The organism is Paenibacillus sp. J22P169, assembly GCF_059691995.1.
In genome coordinates this window covers 332,329-349,082 of the sequence record NZ_JCAUAO010000007.1, presented here as the reverse complement: position 1 = coordinate 349,082, position 16,754 = coordinate 332,329, and the positions used below count along the sequence as shown (strand labels likewise).

Genomic DNA, 16,754 nt, shown 5'->3' with positions numbered 1-16,754 from the left:
GGAAGTTATTTTTACCACAAGAGAAAAACCATGTTAGAGATTTTCTCATTTCACTCGGACGGAATCTTTGCCCATAATCGTTTCAATCATACGCATAAGATCCTTGGTAGGATCGACCCGATACTGGTCGCTCAAGGCCAAGAGCTTGTTGCTGCTTTCATAGAAAAGCGCAACCGCGAGCTGGCCCTTATGCAGCTTCAGCAGCGCCTTCAGCTGTAAGAGCTTATCCGGCTGCTCGCAGTCAGCCGTGATCTTGACGAACACGCGCTGCGGCTTCGCCTCAGCAGCCGCAGTGCGGGGCTCTGGGCGGCCCGCTGCGGGGGCCGCCTGCCTTGCTGGAGCGGCGCTGCGCGTGCCGCTCTGCGGGGCAGCCGGGCGCGGCGTACGATCCCTGACGTCGTCAGGGGATCGCCTAGCCGCAGGCTGCCTGCGAAGCCGCTGGACGGCCTCCGTGTCGTCCAGCGCTGCAAGCTGCTCCGCGAGCAGCTTGGGCGGGTCCTCGTCCTGAAGCTGCAGCTTCGCACGGATGAGAACAAGTCTGCCCTTCTGCACGAGCGGAGCCGACTTCTTCCAGGTCTCGGGGAACAAGACCACCTCGACCTTATCAATGCGATCCTCCAGCTCCATGAACGCCATGGGATCGCCTTTTTTGGTGACGATCGTCTTATTCGAGAGGATCATCCCGGCAACCAGGACATCGCTATGATCTGGCAGTTCCGTTAGCTGATGCAGCATCACGGCATCCAGCTCTGCGAGCTGCTCCGCATAGGCATCCAGAGGATGGCCAGAGATATACATGCCGAGCAGTTCTTTCTCGAGCTCGAGCTGCTTGGTTTGCGGCATCGGAGGGATGTTCGGCACTTCAACCTCCCAATTCGGTTCTTCCACGAATCCGAACAGGTGAAGCTGCAAATCATCTCGTTCCTTGCGCCATTTCGTAGCGGAAGCGATGGTTTCATCGAGAATAGCGAGATGCTGAGCACGATGGCCGCCGAGCGAATCGAAGGCGCCCCCTTGAATGAGCGATTCAACCACGCGTTTATTACACACGCGGAGATCGACCCTGCGGCAGAAATCCAGCAAGCTCTCAAAAGGAGCCTTCTTTCTTTCGCTAAGAATGGCATCTATGGCTTGTGTTCCGACATTTTTGATGGCGGCCAAGCCGAAACGAATCGCACCAGCGCTCGAATCCGGCGTAAACACCGTTCCACTGCCGTTCACATCGGGCGGCAATACAGCTAACTTCACACGTCGACATTCATCCACATACTCAGCAACCTTGCGATGGTTCCCCATGACTGCGGTTAGCATCGAAGCCATGAAATAAATGGGATAATGCGCTTTGAGATAGGCTGTTTGGAAAGCAAGAACCCCATAAGCCGTCGCATGCGCTCGCGGGAAGCCGTAATCGGCGAAACGTACAATCATATCGTACACATGGTTCGCCTCATCGGCATGAAAGCCTTGTCGCAAGCTCCCCGAGACAAAATGCGTCCGTTCTTCATCGAGTACTTCCCGCTTCTTTTTGGAAACAGCTCTACGTAAGAGATCTGCTTCACCCAGGCTGAAGCCTGCCATTGAAGAGGCAATCTGCATAATTTGTTCTTGATAAACGATGATCCCATAGGTGTCGCGAAGAATCGGTTCCAGTGTTGGATGCGGATATACAACTTCCACCTGTCCATGTTTACCGGCAATATATTTCGGTATAAATTCCATCGGGCCTGGACGGTACAAGGCCAAGACAGAAATAATATCTTCAAATTCAGAGGGCTTCAAATCCTTCAGAACCTTGCGACAGCCTGTTGACTCTAATTGGAAAACCCCTGTGGTTTCCCCTCTGCTAAGCATCTCATAGGTGATATCATCCGAATCCATGTTGAGGAGATCAAAGTTAATCTGAACCTCTTCCATTTGGGCAAGCCAATCCACGGTTCGTTCAATGATTGAAAGGGTCCGTAGTCCCAGGAAATCCATCTTGAGAAGCCCGATCGCTTCCAAATGCTCCATCGTATACTGCGTAAGCGCCGTCTGTGTCGTCCCTTCTTGCAAAGGAACATAATGTGTAAGAGGTTCACGCGAAATGACTACGCCAGCCGCATGCGTTGAGGCATGTCGAGGCATTCCTTCCACTCGCATGGCCATCTCCAGTAGTTCTGCGGTCTTAGGCTGTCTGGCTACCATTCCTTTCAAATCTGAACTCATCTGAAGAGCTTCCTTCAGTGTCATTCCAAGCTGATTAGGAATCGCTTTAGCAGCTCGATCCACATCTCCATAAGGAACATTAAGGACACGCCCTACATCCCGAACAGCGGCTTTAGCCGCCATCGTTCCGAAGGTAATAATTTGCGCAACATGCTCATGGCCATATTTGGCAACGACATAATCAATAACTTCATCTCGTCGTTCATCACTAAAATCGATATCTATATCGGGCATAGATATCCGTTCCGGGTTCAAGAACCGTTCAAATAGCAGCTTATACTGCAGTGGATCGACATTCGTTATGCGCAGTACATACGCAACCAAGCTTCCTGCGGAGGATCCCCGCCCTGGCCCAGTCATGATCCGTTTCTCATGAGCGAATCGAATAAAGTCCCATACAATTAAGAAGTAATCGGAGAAGCCCATGTTCTCGATGACACCCAGCTCATAGGCTAGGCGGTCTTCCGCCTGTTTCCGCATCGGATGGCTCGCATCATGCCACTCTGGCTTACTCGCATAACGCTGCTCCAACCCTTGTCTGCACAGCTCCTGCAGATAAGTCCCAGCGGTTAGCTGCTCTGGTATCGGCCTGAAACTTGGCAAAATCGACTTCCCGAACGTCAGTTCTAATTCACAACGCGAAGCTACCACAGCTGTATTCGCAAGCGCTTCGGGCACATGGACGAATAAACGCCGCATCTCTTCCTCGCTTTTCAAATACATCTGACTCGTCCCCATCTTGAGCCGATCCGTGTCTTCCACGGTTTTGCCAGTACCAATACAAATGAGGATATCCTGCATCACATGATCCGGCTCTGTTACGTAATGCACATCGTTCGTCGCGATTAATGGAATGCCGGTTTCTTTGCTTAATTCAATCATGGAAACCATTACTTTTTTCTGCTCAATCATACCGTGATCTTGAATTTCCAGAAAGAAATCGTCACCGAAAATGTCACGATAGCGCTCTGCCGCTTTACGAGCCTCGTCGTATCGGTTATGAAGCAAATGCTGGGAAACCTCACTGCCTAAACAAGAGCTTAGGCAAATCAGCCCCTCCGAGTGCTGGGACAGATGTTCTAAATCAATACGCGGTTTATAGTGAAAGCCCTGTAGATGTGCAATCGACGTGAGCTTCATTAGGTTCTGGTAGCCTTTGAAATTCTTCGCAAGCAAGATAAGGTGATAAATGGGCTGCTCCTGGCGTGTTCCTTTATCGCGAATGGAACCCGCAGTGAAGTAAACTTCACACCCGATAATCGGTTTAATGCCACGTTGTTTGCAAGCTTTGTAGAATGCTATCGCCCCATACATGACACCATGATCCGTCAAGGCCAGAGAGGTCATGCCAAGATTAGCCGCTTGTGAAACAAGCTCCTCCATCCGTGCCGCACCGTCTAACAAACTATATTCACTATGCACATGCAGATGTACAAACGAGCTCATCCGCAATTCCCCCCTTCTTTTCGTGATTTATTCCTTACATTTTATCATATTGCAGCTAGCCAGTCCCATACAGTAGTAGAGAGAGTTTGTCCTTCAACTCAGTAGAAAGGAAGCGATTGGTACATGGCTGGCTTTTGGGCAAGTATTATCATGTATTTCTGTATTGCATTTGGTGTCGTATTCGGAGGCAGTATGTTAAGCGGCATCGCAGCCGTATTAACATTGCAATCTCCCACAGAGAAAATGCTGACCATCTCTGAAAATATCAAGATCTGGGCCATGGTCGCTGCAGTTGGGGGTACCATTGATCCAATCCGTTATATTGAAAGTCACGTGGCCATCGGCCATCTCAATCCGGCAATCAAACAGATTGTCTATATCATCGTTGCTTTTACAGGGGCACAATTCGGAACTGCACTCATTCAAATGATCTGTAAAGGAGGGCATCAGCCTTGAGAATACCTCCTTTTGCAAGGTACCAACGACTGCTTTCCAGCTTTGGACTGCTGTTGTCGGGTGCGATCATTGGGAGCGCCGTATATATGAGTATTCATCAACACACCTATAATGAGTTATACGTGCAATTACATAAGGTTTTGCAGGAGAATTATGATCTCCAAGATGATATCGCTAGCTTGAATAAGACGAAAAACAATCAAACCTTAGTGAATGTCATTAATGTTCATCTGCTGCCCAAGAATCAAGATGATCTCATCAGCGAGGATATTCAAAAGGAAATTGAAGGCGATGTAAAAGGTGAACTCAAGCTCGTCATAGGTCAAAAGGCAAGCTTTGTACGTGATTCTCAGCCACTCTACGAGCGTCTGATTACGCAAAGAACGTATTTTTTACATGATAAGAAATATGTTGTTGAGGTCAAATCCATCGTTCTCATACAGACGGAATTAACCATTTGGATTACGGCGCAAGAGAAAAAAACGTAACGTGAACTGGCCGCTTATCTTGCAATCCAGTCCCAAAATCGCTAAAGTTAATTGTAAATTCATTTAAAAGGGACGGATTGTCGTTATGCACGCCATACAATTGACGTTATTCATTCTTATTTGCCTCTTGCTCGGGCTTACCTTGTTCTATAGCATTCGCTCACGTCGTGAGCCAGATGTCGCCAAACGAGGCTTGTATACAGCCCGCATGAACATTTGCATGGGATTCATGCTCGTTCTCATTGCAATTACGCAGATCTTCTTCTTCAGCGAATCCAGCTTCCGCCGTATCTTCGGCACCGTACTCGTGTTGATCGGTGTTTTCAATGTTTTCGTTGGTATCCGCAATCACGGTCACTTCGATCGCTTGCTCCGCTAGATCACTTGAGCGGTTAGCATCGCCTTGGAGACCAGAGTTCCTGCATGATAAATCTCTACATCGATCTTGCCAAATTTACGGCTCACCTCAATGATGGTGGGTCGTATTTCTATTTTAGAATCAATCTGAAGCGGCTTCAGAAAATAGGTCGACATGTTATCCATAACGAGGTCACCCTTCTTATGCTCCTGCACAATTCGGTAAGCTGCCTGCGTCATGAGCGTCGTAAGAACCCCCTCCGAGACCGTCCCCAAATGATTCGTCATCTGCGGTGTAATGACACCATGAAATTGCAATTTGCCCTTCTCATCTCTAACTTCTTCCATCCCTGACCAAATCAAATCTTCGAAGGTTTCACCGTTCTGCGGCTGCTTCTGAATCGACTGCATCGCCTTCAAGATATCGCTGCGGTTAAGTACGCCGACGATTTTTCGATTTGTATCCACGACCGGCAAAAGCTCAATCCCTTCCCACACCATCATGTGGGCGGCAGAAGCGACCGAGGTTTGGGGGGAAACGGTCAGCGGATTGCGTGTCATCAATTTATCGACGGATTGCTGTGCGCTCGCACCGACCATATCTTTGGAAGTAACGACACCGATAATGCGGTTCCACTCATCGACGACTGGAAAGCGGCTGTAGCCCGTATCTTCAGACATACGCTGCCAATCCTTCAATGTGCTGTTTGCCTTTAGTGCGAAGAGCGCTGCGCCAGAGGCGAGAATATCTTCTACGAGCATGATTTTCTTTTTGATCAAGCGATCGTAGATGGCACGGTTAATCATCGATGCGACGGTAAAGGTATCATAGCTGCTTGAAATAATCGGCAACTCCAATTCATCCGCCAGTACTTTGACCTCCGTGCTCGTGTTAAATCCACCGGTAATCAAGACGCCAGCACCTTGCTCTAAGGCACACAAATGCGCCCGGTTACGGTTACCTACAATTAGTAAGCTGCCTGCCTCAATGTAACGCATCATCGCATCTTGCTCCATGGCGCCGATGACGAACTTGTGCAGCGTCTTATGAAGCCCCTTCGCCCCGCCAAGCACCTGACCATCCACCATATTCACAACCTCGGCAAAGGTCAGTTTATCAATGTTCTGTCGCAGCTTCTTCTCCACACGCACGGTTCCGATCCGCTCTTTGGTCGAAACAAGACCCTGATTCTCCGCCTCTTTAATCGCGCGGTAAGCCGTGCCTTCGGAAACTTCCATATTCTTGGCGATCTTACGTACAGAAATCCGACTGCCTAGCTTCAAGTCTTCGATATGCCGCAAAATCTGCTCATGCTTCGTTAATGTATCGACCGAATGTGTATCCAACTGTTACACCTCATTCACTAAATCCTGTATTAGTCTGTACTACTAGTATAATCGTTCTAATGGCTAAGAACAATTAGGTTGGGATGAAGCAAAAACATCCAACCCTATTGGATTGGATGCTCTTAATCATTATACCAAACATATGTTCGAAGTCAAAGGTTTACCCATTCTTACTTTACTTGCGGAACTGCAGAAGCTTACGTCTGCCTTGTACGAGCTGCTCCATTTGCCATTTCTTCATCCGGTTGATTCGGAGCTGTTGCTTGCGTTTCTCCTCATCTACACCAAGGATTTGATGCAAATGCGCGGCAATGATGAGCAACGCCATCACAAGCCAGATGACGCTAAAAATCATCGGTAATGAGCCCACTTCACGAAAATTTAATTGGGGTATGGAATAAAATAGCATGCCGACTGCCAAACTCATGTACACGACATTTTTGAAACCTTTCAACCGAATCACACGCCTTTCGTTCATAATAACCTCGAACCTAGCTCTACCTACTTCCATTGTATGAGACAAGTAGTGGATATATGAACGCAGAGGGCGCGTTACGGCCAAGTTATTCCGCTTCATAGCCTTGGCTGCTGAGAAAGGCTTTCATATGCTTTCTTGGACGCTGCGCTTTCGCAGCCATTTCCTTGGTCCAGGTCGTATCGACTTTGCCGCCGGTACGCACGTTCATGTAGTCGCGGATCGTCTCGTCGTACGACTCGACCGCGGTTTGGTTCAGTGTATACCGATTCTCGTGGTATACGGCTTCTAGCGGGAGCCGCGGGCGGTGCAGCGGCTCTTGATCCGGCATGCCGATGCACATGCCGAAGATCGGGTACACGAGCTGAGGGAGGCCCAGCAGCTCGGATACTTCAGCGGGCTTGTTGCGCAGCCCGCCGATATAGCAGACACCGAGGCCTAGTGACTCGGCGGCAATGGCTGCATTTTGCGCAGCTAATGCAGCGTCGACGGTGGCAATGATGAGATTCTCAGCATTGCCGGTAACCGGCGTGTCCACGTGTTGGTGGACCGCCTCCGCGTAGCGGTGCAGGTCTGCACACCACACGAGGAAGAGCGGGCACTCGCTGACGTAAGCTTGATTGCCAGCTAGCTCGGCTAGCTGGCGCTTTAGATCAGCATCCGTGACATGAATGACGCTGAAGGCTTGCATATTACTCGATGTGGAGGCAGCCTGGGCAGCCTTGATAATCGCTTTACGTTGCTCGATGCTAACAGGCTCATTCGTAAACTTCCGGATGGAGCGATGATTAATTAGGAGATCAATAATGGCATTCATTCTCGGGATCCACATCCTTTATCTAATTTCTCTCAGTATCCCTGAAAGATCAGCAATTTTCAAATCCTTATCAGCGTGAAGTATATCAGAGGCGTGGAGATGGGACTGGGACGGTGACGGAGGTGGATGCAGGTGATGGGGATGCAACTGGTTACGAGTCGAAGTGGATGCAGGGTGATTGGGATGGAACTGGTTTAGAATCGGGAGTGGTTTCAGGGTGATAGGGGTGGAACTGGCTTGGAATCGGGAGTGGCTGCAAGCGATGGGGATGGTACAGATGCAGAGGCCGGTACTGGTGATGGGGCGGGAATGTAGATCAAAAATGCAAATGTGCATCTTTTTTCCACATTCCAACTTCATAACTAGTAAATTAATGCAAATAAGCAACCTTTTTCGATGAAAACCCGCTATCATTGAGAAATAACATAGAATAACTGCTTTTTTGCACGCATTTCCCTATTTCCATGAAAAGACTCCCACCAAAGCTGCATTTTCGCAGTTTTGGTGGGAGCTATTTTTGTGTAGTTTGTTCTTGTGTAGTTTGTTCTTGTGCAGTTTGTTTTTGATGTAGTCTATCTACGACCTTACTTCAACAACACTTTTCTTCCCTTCCGATACAGTAATGTCAATATCCACGGTATCGCTACAATCAATACAAACACAACACCATTGTAGAGATTAAATAGTAGAATCGAGCCGGGCATGTGCACCTTATATTTCCATAAGGAAAGTAAGGCCGGATGCATTAAGTAAACGCCAAAGGAAACCAACCCCAGCGAAACGAAAAATCTCGCCACTCGCTTCCATTTTAACAGGAGTTCTTTGGCCATCCAGATCATGCTCACTCCTATGCCAAGATTGTACATCAGCCACGTAATCTCAAACCAGGTATTTTCAAAGGAATATCCCCTAGATGCTAATATGTAGAGACCCGTGTACACCAATCCGCTCACAATCGTGGCTGGAATGACCCACCCTTTGTTGCGATCCAGCCACGCTCGGAAATTAGCATAATTCATACCTATGGCGCCGCCGACAAGGAAATAACCAAAATACGTGATACATAGCTCAGGTTTATGGCTGATTGGACCGACCCAATGACTGTAAATGTAGACTCCAGCCTGAATCGCTAACCCCCAAAGCGCCAGCGTTTTACGAAACCATGCTGCATTTCTTACAGCCCATACGAGAAGCGGAAACAACAAGTAGAACTGCACGATAATGATCATAAAATACAAATGATAACCTGAATCTGCCCATTTTAACTGTTCGAGAAAAACGCGTAGATCCACCTTTATTGGATGCCCAGGCGTCCATAGCCATGGATTATATATATAGTAGAAAAAGGACCAAACAATATAAGGGACGAGCACTTGCCGAACACGTTTCCAATAGAAAATGCCTGCTTGCTTAGCGCTCCAATTATCTGCATAAATATAGAACAACACAATACCGCTTAAAAAGATAAATACAGGAACCGCAAAATAACTAATTTTGTTTAGAAATAAAATAAACAGCTGCGTGCTGCTGCCTTTCAAAGCGGGATCCACTGTCCAGTCCGCCGTTACATGAATCAGAACAACGGCAAGGATCGAAATTGCTCTGACAATATCAAGCTCCGTGATTTTTGCTTTTGCCATGTCGTTTTATTATCCTCATTTCCTAATAAATACCCTTTAACTATAGACATTTTCGACATATTTCGCAACAAGGGAATAAGTAAAAGAGCCCCGATCATATCGATTGGAACTCTACATCACATTTGTTTGGTTTGCGCTAACTTAACTTGACGTTTCCGTGATGATAATTGAAATCTCAGTACTGTTAAACCAATAAGGATGATCGCTGTTGCCAAGTACATTATCGTTGCCCACCCTTGCTTACTATCGGTTCCTAGAAAGAAGCCGTGCAACAAGGACAATACAAAAATCGGGTAGGACAACATATGCAGAGCAAGCCATAGCTTTCTTTTCAACTTATGCCGAATATCCGTTGTAAATATGACTAGAAGTAAACCATACATAGCGATAGTACCTAGGCCGTTCAAGATAGGATTATTTACCGCTGTAAAAGGGATTAAGAGCTCAGCCCAGTCGAAAGGCATGAAAGTATCTATAATAAGAAGTACCGTATGAAGGAGTGCGAAGCAGGTCCCTGTTATATTCGCATAGGTATGCCATCGGAGCAGTTGACCCTTTTTGTATCCTTTGATCTGAGGATAACTATAGGTGATACCGATTGCCATGCCAACGAACAAGGATAGATAGGAAAGTATACCAAAGGTTCGAATGAGTATCCAGGTAGGTAATTCAATAAAAAAATGAATCATAGGCATCTTGCTCCTTTCAACCCTGTCCAGGTTAACTCCTTGCTGGCGAGTAGTGGCTTCACATGAAACACATCACCCACAGAGGTATATAGGAGGGCTTCCATTCCCTGTGTTCTACGCTGAAAGAGGGGAACTCCGACCTCAACTCCCAACATACACAACACTTTTGCCCATACTTCGCATGCAATCAAATCTTGGCCGGCAACGGTGCACTGCACAACCGAGGATAGGCTTGGCCTCATCGTTCGCGTGTCAATGAGGTGATGCATCTCCCCTTCGCTAGTTTGCCACCGTCTACGCAGTTTACTTGAAGTAGCTACAGCGCCTGATATAAGTTGAACAGTTGCTTCTTGGGAAGTATCCGATCCGTAGGGGTTTGCAATGCCAATACACCATGGCTCATTCTCCGACGCTCCTCCCCACACCTCCACATCGCCGCCTGCATTTATGAAGCCTCTATGGACTTGCCAATCCATCTGCAGTTGATTCGCAACCTGGTGTGCTGTCCAGCTTTTCACAATACCGCCGAAATCCAACTTGTGGCCGGCCGAGATACGAGCCGATTTCATCCTAGCATCCACTAGCAGTGACACACCTGAGCTTGAAAGGGGAGGCTGTTGTTCGATCTCTACGGTACTTTCCTTGATTCTCTCAAAGGATTGTCTATATCCTGCTTGCTCGATCGCATGTCCAACACCAATATTAAAAGCGCCATTCGTTTGTTCCTGATAATACTTCGCTAACTCAAGCACCTCGATCATGCTGTCAGAAACGAAACTCAGCTGCCCGCTTCTCGCATTGAGATACGAACATTCACTTGTGGTAAGAAACCGGCTAAACCGTTGTTCCGCAAGAGCGAAACTATCCAATACGGGAATTTCAAGCTGAGCTAAAGGTGTAGCGGACTCCAGGAGGAGCTGTACGTGTGCATTCATGGCGCGAAATGTGAGCTCGTGAAACATGTCGTCATCAACTCCCTTCCAAACACAAGACTAGGATGCATGACTTCTAGTGTGGGACTTCGTTTGCGGAAGTGATTGTGAGATCGAATCGTCTGTCTGATTAAGCTGGTCGCGACTCCTTCCACTGCTCTCCATCTTCGTATCTGAATTTCTACCTAATGTTTCTGAGTTAGGCATATCTAGATTTTTCTGTGTAGTCACCGAGGTTATAGGCAGTTTAGTATTCGATGCCTCTCGAACAGCCGATAGAAACTCTGGGCTTTCTTTGACTTCCTGGAACAAATAGACCACAATCATCGCACTTACGAATCCGATCTGCCATTTGGTCCATTTCGAGGATGCTTTCATACCTAACCCATCCCATCTCTATGAATAAGAATCTAAGCTCATTATACGCGGTTAAAGACCTAAAATCCTGAGTAAACCCTAAAAATTAGCTGAATACTCCCTGAAGTTATGTTTGAAGAATGGGCGCTTTCCTTCCGAAGCCTAGGCACAAAGGGAAATATGTCCTCATATGATGGAGTAGTTTACTTTGCTTGAGCAGCAATGCCATTGTGTCCATATAAGAAAAGATACGTTTTCGGTTAACGAAAATTGCTTTCTTGTTGGCGATAAAATCTACCAGATATAGGGATCTTTGGTCGAAGACCAAAGTCTCTCCTGTCCCGGGGCCCCCACTTTGTGGGGGAGAATAGCGGTCGATCATCCTTGAATGACCTCGATAGGGATTTTCTTATGCTGGAAGGAGTGTTCACTATTGACCAGAACGAAAGTTGGCGTATCCATTCAAAGCACCAGCATTTATTTGGATGATCGGACCGTTGTTCTAAGTGAAGCCATTGCAAGAAAATGGAAAGTTCCATCCAATCAAATGATTAACATGCGATTCGGCTCATATCAGCAGGATGTCAAAGTGGTCACAGCTGCTGTACCGAATAGCCTCCGCGTCGACCCTGCACTTGCATCTAAGATAGGTCTTCATCAAGGGGCTCGGCTTACTATCAACTATAAGCCAACTTCGAATACTATGTCGATTGGACCCTTAATTGGCGTTATGATTAGCCGCGTTAATGCGAGTTCCCCCAGTCGCCCTTTCGGTCCTATCACCACTTTTTGCAAAGAATTGACCGATGCTTGTAATCAACTAGGGGCTAGTGTGTGTTTCTTTCCTCCCAAAGAAATGCACGCCAACCCTCAGTCAATTTCTGCCTATTCCTATGCAAATGGTTCTTGGAGTAAAAGAACGTTCCCGATTCCGAATGTCATTTACAATCGTCTCACCTCACGTAAGTACGAGAATATGACCAATGTTCAACAGTTCATGAAGGACGTCAAGTCCCGCTATGGTACGGAAATCTTTAATGAGAAATATTTGAACAAAACAGAGGTTTTTGAAGCTTTGCGCAAAGATAGCTCGTTGCATAGCTACTTACCCGAGTCTTATCTCTTCAAAAACTTTCAAATGCTGAAATCTATGGCTGCTCGCCATAGTGCTCTATTCCTCAAACCAATTACCGGAAGTCTCGGCAATGGCATTATTCGTATCCGCAAAGAAGGTCTCGGTGAATCGTATACGGCTCACTCAACAAGTCTTGCAGGTGTACGTAGACAGACATTTCCTTCCCTTCTGGCTGTCTTCCAGTCCATTTCCGGGAAGCTCAAGACACAGCGTTATCAGATCCAGCAAGGACTTGATCTCATTACAGCGGAGGGAAATCCAATTGACTTCCGAGCACTTGTTCAACGGGGAGAAAAAGGAGAATGGGAGATCACTTCGATTGTAGGTCGAATTGCAGGCAGCCAGCACTTTGTCTCTAATCTTGCACGCGGTGGAACCTTATCAACGGTTCCTGAAGCATTAGCCAAAGCTGGCTTCTCCACTCCAACGCGTGCCTCAATTATACGGAAACTACGCAAAGCCTCTTTGGATATAGCCAAAGGAATAGAAACCCAAATCCCCAGTCATTTCGGTGAACTAGGGATTGATCTTGCCGTTGATCGATCAGGGAGAGTTTGGCTGCTCGAAGTTAACTCCAAGCCTTCTAAAGATGATAATACAGCACTAAACACCGACAACACTAAAAATAAAATTAGACCTTCAGTAAAAACGTTAGTCAAATACGCTCGTTTTTTAGCGAAGTATTGAGGTGAAACATGCGATTGCGAACACAACGCCCTTTATTAGGCATCATGGTTACCGAACTGAACCGCGACCTTCCCTTTGCAAGCTCGATCTTTTATCAGAATTTGACCACACATGGCGCTAACAAAGGGATCGATGTGTTTGTTTTCTCACCTAATCGCATCGATTGGATGCAAGCCATGGTAAGGGGCTATATGTACGATAGGACACAGTTGGCATGGATTACCAAGCTGTTCCCCCTCCCCTCCCTCATCTACGATCGTTGTTTCTTCAGCAATAAACATAGCTATCTCACTTATCAATATCATGTGCGTAAACTGCGTGATATCCCCTCCATTCGATTCCTTGGCTACGGACTTGGCGGCAAGTGGGAAGTGGGGCAGATTCTGCAAAAAGATCCTGCTTTACTACCCTTCTTGCCAGAGACCAGTAGATTACGAAATGGACATCAACTTGAAATGTGGCTGCAGAGCCGACCTGACGTATTCTTAAAGCCTCAAGGCGGAAGTCAAGGCAAAGGTGCGATACACATTCACAAAGAAGGTCTCCTATTTCAAGTGCAAGGAAGAGATGGACGTAATCATCCCGTCACAGCAGAGTTTAAGGAGTGGCCTGTTTGTTGGCAATGGCTTAAGAGCTTGTTAGGCTCACGTCCTTACCTTCTTCAACAATATTTAGATCTTCACTCGATGAAAGGGATGTCCTACGACGTTCGTTCTTTAGTACAGAAAAATGGTCGCGGAGGCTGGGAACTCACAGGGATGGCCGTTCGCGTTGGTCAGCCTGGAAGCATAACCTCCAATCTGCATGGCGGAGGTTCTGCCGAAGATGTGAGCGATTATCTAACTAGAGAATTTGGTGAAATAAAGTCCACTCAACTGATTGACACGCTTGAGATGCTCTCCAAGCACATTCCGTCTGTTCTGGAGTCTTATCACGGTCGATTAGCCGAGCTTGGCATTGATTTCGGCATTGATACCAGCGGACACGTGTGGATTCTAGAAGTAAATTCTAAGCCGGGCCGAACAATTTTTGCCCGTTTGCATAATGAGCGAGCACGTACGAAATCAATTGCAAATCCGATCCACTATGCTGGATTTTTGTTAAACAAACAGCTGAGCTGAAGTTAGCTAAGCTTTGTTTGAACGTGCTCATGGGGGCAGAAAGTCATATCTGCTTATTTGGACACGGAAAGCCCCGTAGGGCAACAAGTTTAGGAGGGTAACCTAATGAGTTTGACATCGTGTATGCTCCACGCCGTACAACGAACAGATAGATCGGTCTACTTAACGAGTGATCTCGCCAAAGCTTTACGGTTAACCGGAACTAAATCCATTACTGTAAAGGTTGGGAGTAAAGGGACTTCGTTACCGGTCCGTTTGATCAAAAAAAGTGGTCAGCATATGTACATCCCGCTTTCCCTAATGGCCTCCTTGCGTATTCCTCGCACAGGGAATGTGTTAGTAGTTAATACCAATAATAAAGAGCTTCGCATCGGTCCACTTATTGGCGTTTTAACCAATGTGGAAAACGGTACATCGCCTTTCGGTTCCAAAACTGGCTTCATCCGTCAAGTCATCAACACAGGTTCTCAACGTTCTTTCAGTTTTGCATTCAGTCCAAGGAGTGTGAACTGGATTCAAGAGACCGTGTCGGGCATTATCCCCAAAGAAGGCGGAGGTTGGACACGTAAAACATTCCCACTGCCCGATGTGATCTATAATCGGCTATCCAGCCGTAAAGCAGAGAAATCAGCAGGTATGGAGGGATTTAAAAATCGCTTCGTGCAACGAGGTATCCCGATCTTCAACTGGAGTTTCTTTGATAAATGGGATGTTTACAAAATGTTAGACGGCGACGAAGCCTTCCGTTTCGTACCTGAATCCAAAATTAATCCCACTGCCGAACAGATCAAAGAAATGCTCGATAAACATAAATTTATTTACTTGAAACCAACAGCAGGCAGCTTAGGAATCGGTATTTATCGGGTTACTTATAATCCGAAGCGTGGTTATTTCGTCCGCTATCGGAAAGCGAATAAAAACGTGCTGATTCGTTACTCCAAATTTGAAGGCTTGATGCAAATGCTGGGAACAGGACGCGGCCGATTAGCAAGCTACGTCGCCCAACAAGGAATTCGACTCATCGAAATTGATAATTGCCCAATTGATTTCCGATTCCACTTGACGAAAAACGGTAATAATCAATGGGTTGTCGCAGCAATTGGAGCTAAGAAATCCGGCAAAGGCAGTGTGACAACACATATCCGAAACGGGGGTCAACTCATGACACCTGAGCAGGTTCTTCGTTTAGTTTATGGGGCACGCGGGGAACAGATTCTTGATAACGCCAAGGAAACAGCAATTAAACTCGCGCAAGGCATTGAAAATAATTACAATCATTTGCTCGGAGAGCTAGGTTTCGATATCGGGATTGACCAAAATGAAAAAGTATGGATGTTTGAAGCCAATGCGAAGCCTGGTCGATCGATTTTCAAACATCCCTCACTGAAAGACGGAGATACTGCCACGCTTCAAAGTGTTTATGAGCATTGCCTTTATTTGAGCCGCTTCCGCTCAAGGAGGGAAAACTAATGGGTTTTACCCTTCACGAAAAAGCACCTAAACCTACATTAGCCATCCTCACGGTGAAAGACAGTTCCCGCGTATTTCGCGGAAACTTAGATAACTTTCTAGATCTAATTAAAACAGGAGAACGATATGGTCTCGACGTGTATGTCGTGACTACGAAAGACTTTAGTATTTCGAACTCTGAGATGTACGGTTATCGTTTTCATCCAAGCGCGAAGAAATGGAGCAGGGAACTCGTTCCCTCTCCTCAAGTCGTTTATAACCGCATTCCCTACCGTAAAATGGAAATGAAACCAGAGGTCCAACAAACTATTCAAGCCTGTAAGCGCAGCACCAACATTCATTTATTCAATCCTTCATTTTTTAACAAATGGACATTATTCAGTTGGTTAAATAACGCGAAGGAAAGTAAGCCCTACATGCCAGATACATTGCAAATGAACGAGGTAGCTGATCTCTCCCAATTATTACAGAAGCACCCTGTGCTTTACTTGAAGCCTGTTAAAGGTAAAGCCGGAATGGGTATTATGCGAATAGATCGTGTGAGCACCAAGGGAAGCAATGGACACTATCGTCTAAGTCGACTAGAAGACAAAAAAATGGTCTATAGCTTTCACAACTCCTCGGATGACATTTGGGATGAATGGGACAGTCATCGCGGTGGCCACGATTATATCGTCCAACAAGGAATTGCGCTAACCAGATTTAAAGAACGCGCTTATGATCTGCGTGCTTTAGTCCAGAAAACCGCTAAAGGTGAATGGAGTGTTTCTGGCATTGGAGCACGAGTAGCTGGTAAAGCAAGCATAACAACACACGTTCCGCGCGGTGGGTCGATTGATGAGCCGCGGAAGCTGCTTACGTATGTTTTTGGAGCCAAAGAAGCCAAAAACATTCTAAAACGCGTTCGAAATGCGGTTGTTACACTAGCCACCCAAATAGAGAAATCATCTGGCAATCCACTTGGCGAAATGTCCATGGATATCGGTGTTGACACTTCTGGACATATCTGGTTTTTTGAGGCAAATTCGAAGCCGATGAAATTCGACGAACCCCGAATCCGCCAGAAATCACTAGAACGGATTATTCAATACAGTTTGCATTTGATTAATACTCGGAGAAGAAGGTGATTATG

At 46.6% G+C, this 16,754-nt stretch carries 15 protein-coding genes; 7 read left to right on the top strand and 8 right to left on the bottom strand.

Annotation, left to right across the window (positions count from 1 at the left end; all coding sequences use genetic code 11):
- Nucleotides 1-45: 45 nt before the first annotated feature.
- Nucleotides 46-3,651, bottom strand: a complete 3,606-nt coding sequence (locus tag AC58QG_RS27485) for a DNA polymerase III subunit alpha (protein ID WP_497365270.1) — start codon at nt 3,649-3,651, stop codon at nt 46-48.
- Between the two features lie 123 nt (nt 3,652-3,774).
- Here AC58QG_RS27485 and AC58QG_RS27480 point away from each other — a divergent pair, with 123 nt between their 5' ends.
- The 3 genes from AC58QG_RS27480 to AC58QG_RS27470 all read left to right on the top strand — a co-directional run bounded on the left by AC58QG_RS27480 (nt 3,775) and on the right by AC58QG_RS27470 (nt 4,974).
- The gene (locus AC58QG_RS27480; protein WP_477590243.1) at nt 3,775-4,107 is read left to right on the top strand and encodes a YtrH family sporulation protein; all 333 of its coding nucleotides are present in this window, start codon (nt 3,775-3,777) and stop codon (nt 4,105-4,107) included.
- Complete coding sequence (locus AC58QG_RS27475) at nt 4,104-4,595, top strand: sporulation membrane protein YtrI (protein WP_497365269.1); 492 nt, start codon at nt 4,104-4,106, stop codon at nt 4,593-4,595. The genes AC58QG_RS27480 and AC58QG_RS27475 overlap by 4 nt, the downstream gene beginning before the upstream one ends.
- Before the next feature lie 85 nt (nt 4,596-4,680).
- On the top strand, nt 4,681-4,974 hold the full coding sequence (locus AC58QG_RS27470; RefSeq protein WP_497365268.1) for a YtpI family protein: 294 nt from the start codon (nt 4,681-4,683) through the stop codon (nt 4,972-4,974).
- On the opposite strand, the gene AC58QG_RS27465 is transcribed toward AC58QG_RS27470, so the two are convergent.
- From AC58QG_RS27465 to AC58QG_RS27435, 7 genes are all read right to left on the bottom strand, one after another.
- Complete coding sequence (locus AC58QG_RS27465) at nt 4,971-6,299, bottom strand: DRTGG domain-containing protein (RefSeq protein ID WP_497365267.1); 1,329 nt, start codon at nt 6,297-6,299, stop codon at nt 4,971-4,973. The genes AC58QG_RS27470 and AC58QG_RS27465 overlap by 4 nt on opposite strands.
- Nucleotides 6,300-6,474: 175 nt before the next feature.
- The gene (locus tag AC58QG_RS27460) at nt 6,475-6,876 is read right to left on the bottom strand and encodes a hypothetical protein (RefSeq protein WP_497365266.1); all 402 of its coding nucleotides are present in this window, start codon (nt 6,874-6,876) and stop codon (nt 6,475-6,477) included.
- Entirely contained in the window at nt 6,863-7,591 is a 729-nt protein-coding gene (gene nfsA, locus AC58QG_RS27455; protein ID WP_497365298.1) for an oxygen-insensitive NADPH nitroreductase, read from the bottom strand. Before nfsA ends, AC58QG_RS27460 begins: the two co-directional genes overlap by 14 nt.
- Before the next feature lie 584 nt (nt 7,592-8,175).
- On the bottom strand, nt 8,176-9,231 hold the full coding sequence (locus AC58QG_RS27450; protein ID WP_497365265.1) for an acyltransferase: 1,056 nt from the start codon (nt 9,229-9,231) through the stop codon (nt 8,176-8,178).
- A gap of 116 nt (nt 9,232-9,347) precedes the next feature.
- Nucleotides 9,348-9,920: a ferric reductase-like transmembrane domain-containing protein gene (locus AC58QG_RS27445; protein ID WP_497365264.1), complete on the bottom strand. Its 573-nt coding sequence runs from the start codon at nt 9,918-9,920 to the stop codon at nt 9,348-9,350.
- Nucleotides 9,917-10,882, bottom strand: a complete 966-nt coding sequence (locus AC58QG_RS27440) for an FAD:protein FMN transferase (protein ID WP_497365263.1) — start codon at nt 10,880-10,882, stop codon at nt 9,917-9,919. Before AC58QG_RS27440 ends, AC58QG_RS27445 begins: the two co-directional genes overlap by 4 nt.
- A 30-nt stretch (nt 10,883-10,912) precedes the next feature.
- Nucleotides 10,913-11,230, bottom strand: a complete 318-nt coding sequence (locus tag AC58QG_RS27435; protein WP_497365262.1) for a hypothetical protein — start codon at nt 11,228-11,230, stop codon at nt 10,913-10,915.
- A gap of 412 nt (nt 11,231-11,642) precedes the next feature.
- On the opposite strand from AC58QG_RS27435, the gene AC58QG_RS27430 reads away from it, so the two are divergent.
- The 4 genes from AC58QG_RS27430 (at nt 11,643) to AC58QG_RS27415 (ending at nt 16,749) form a co-directional block, all read left to right on the top strand.
- Nucleotides 11,643-13,031: a YheC/YheD family endospore coat-associated protein gene (locus AC58QG_RS27430; RefSeq protein ID WP_497365261.1), complete on the top strand. Its 1,389-nt coding sequence runs from the start codon at nt 11,643-11,645 to the stop codon at nt 13,029-13,031.
- Nucleotides 13,032-13,045: 14 nt separating this feature from the next.
- Nucleotides 13,046-14,152: a YheC/YheD family endospore coat-associated protein gene (locus AC58QG_RS27425; protein WP_497365260.1), complete on the top strand. Its 1,107-nt coding sequence runs from the start codon at nt 13,046-13,048 to the stop codon at nt 14,150-14,152.
- A gap of 105 nt (nt 14,153-14,257) precedes the next feature.
- Nucleotides 14,258-15,622 carry a YheC/YheD family endospore coat-associated protein gene (locus AC58QG_RS27420; RefSeq protein ID WP_497365259.1) on the top strand — a complete coding sequence of 455 codons (1,365 nt, stop codon included), beginning with the start codon at nt 14,258-14,260 and terminating at the stop codon, nt 15,620-15,622.
- On the top strand, nt 15,622-16,749 hold the full coding sequence (locus AC58QG_RS27415; protein WP_497365258.1) for a YheC/YheD family endospore coat-associated protein: 1,128 nt from the start codon (nt 15,622-15,624) through the stop codon (nt 16,747-16,749). Before AC58QG_RS27420 ends, AC58QG_RS27415 begins: the two co-directional genes overlap by 1 nt.
- The last annotated feature ends 5 nt before the right edge of the window (nt 16,750-16,754 follow it).

Excerpts from the sequence above, each read along its gene's own strand:
- AC58QG_RS27485 (WP_497365270.1), bottom strand. The coding sequence starts at position 3,651 with ATGAGCTCGTTTGTACATCTGCATGTGCATAGTGAATATAGTTTGTTA.
- AC58QG_RS27480 (WP_477590243.1), top strand. The coding sequence starts at position 3,775 with ATGGCTGGCTTTTGGGCAAGTATTATCATGTATTTCTGTATTGCATTT.
- AC58QG_RS27470 (WP_497365268.1), top strand. The coding sequence starts at position 4,681 with ATGCACGCCATACAATTGACGTTATTCATTCTTATTTGCCTCTTGCTC.
- AC58QG_RS27460 (WP_497365266.1), bottom strand. The coding sequence starts at position 6,876 with ATGAAGCGGAATAACTTGGCCGTAACGCGCCCTCTGCGTTCATATATC.
- nfsA (WP_497365298.1), bottom strand. The coding sequence starts at position 7,591 with ATGAATGCCATTATTGATCTCCTAATTAATCATCGCTCCATCCGGAAG.
- AC58QG_RS27450 (WP_497365265.1), bottom strand. The coding sequence starts at position 9,231 with ATGGCAAAAGCAAAAATCACGGAGCTTGATATTGTCAGAGCAATTTCG.
- AC58QG_RS27445 (WP_497365264.1), bottom strand. The coding sequence starts at position 9,920 with ATGATTCATTTTTTTATTGAATTACCTACCTGGATACTCATTCGAACC.
- AC58QG_RS27440 (WP_497365263.1), bottom strand. The coding sequence starts at position 10,882 with ATGTTTCACGAGCTCACATTTCGCGCCATGAATGCACACGTACAGCTC.
- AC58QG_RS27435 (WP_497365262.1), bottom strand. The coding sequence starts at position 11,230 with ATGAAAGCATCCTCGAAATGGACCAAATGGCAGATCGGATTCGTAAGT.
- AC58QG_RS27420 (WP_497365259.1), top strand. The coding sequence starts at position 14,258 with ATGAGTTTGACATCGTGTATGCTCCACGCCGTACAACGAACAGATAGA.
- AC58QG_RS27415 (WP_497365258.1), top strand. The coding sequence starts at position 15,622 with ATGGGTTTTACCCTTCACGAAAAAGCACCTAAACCTACATTAGCCATC.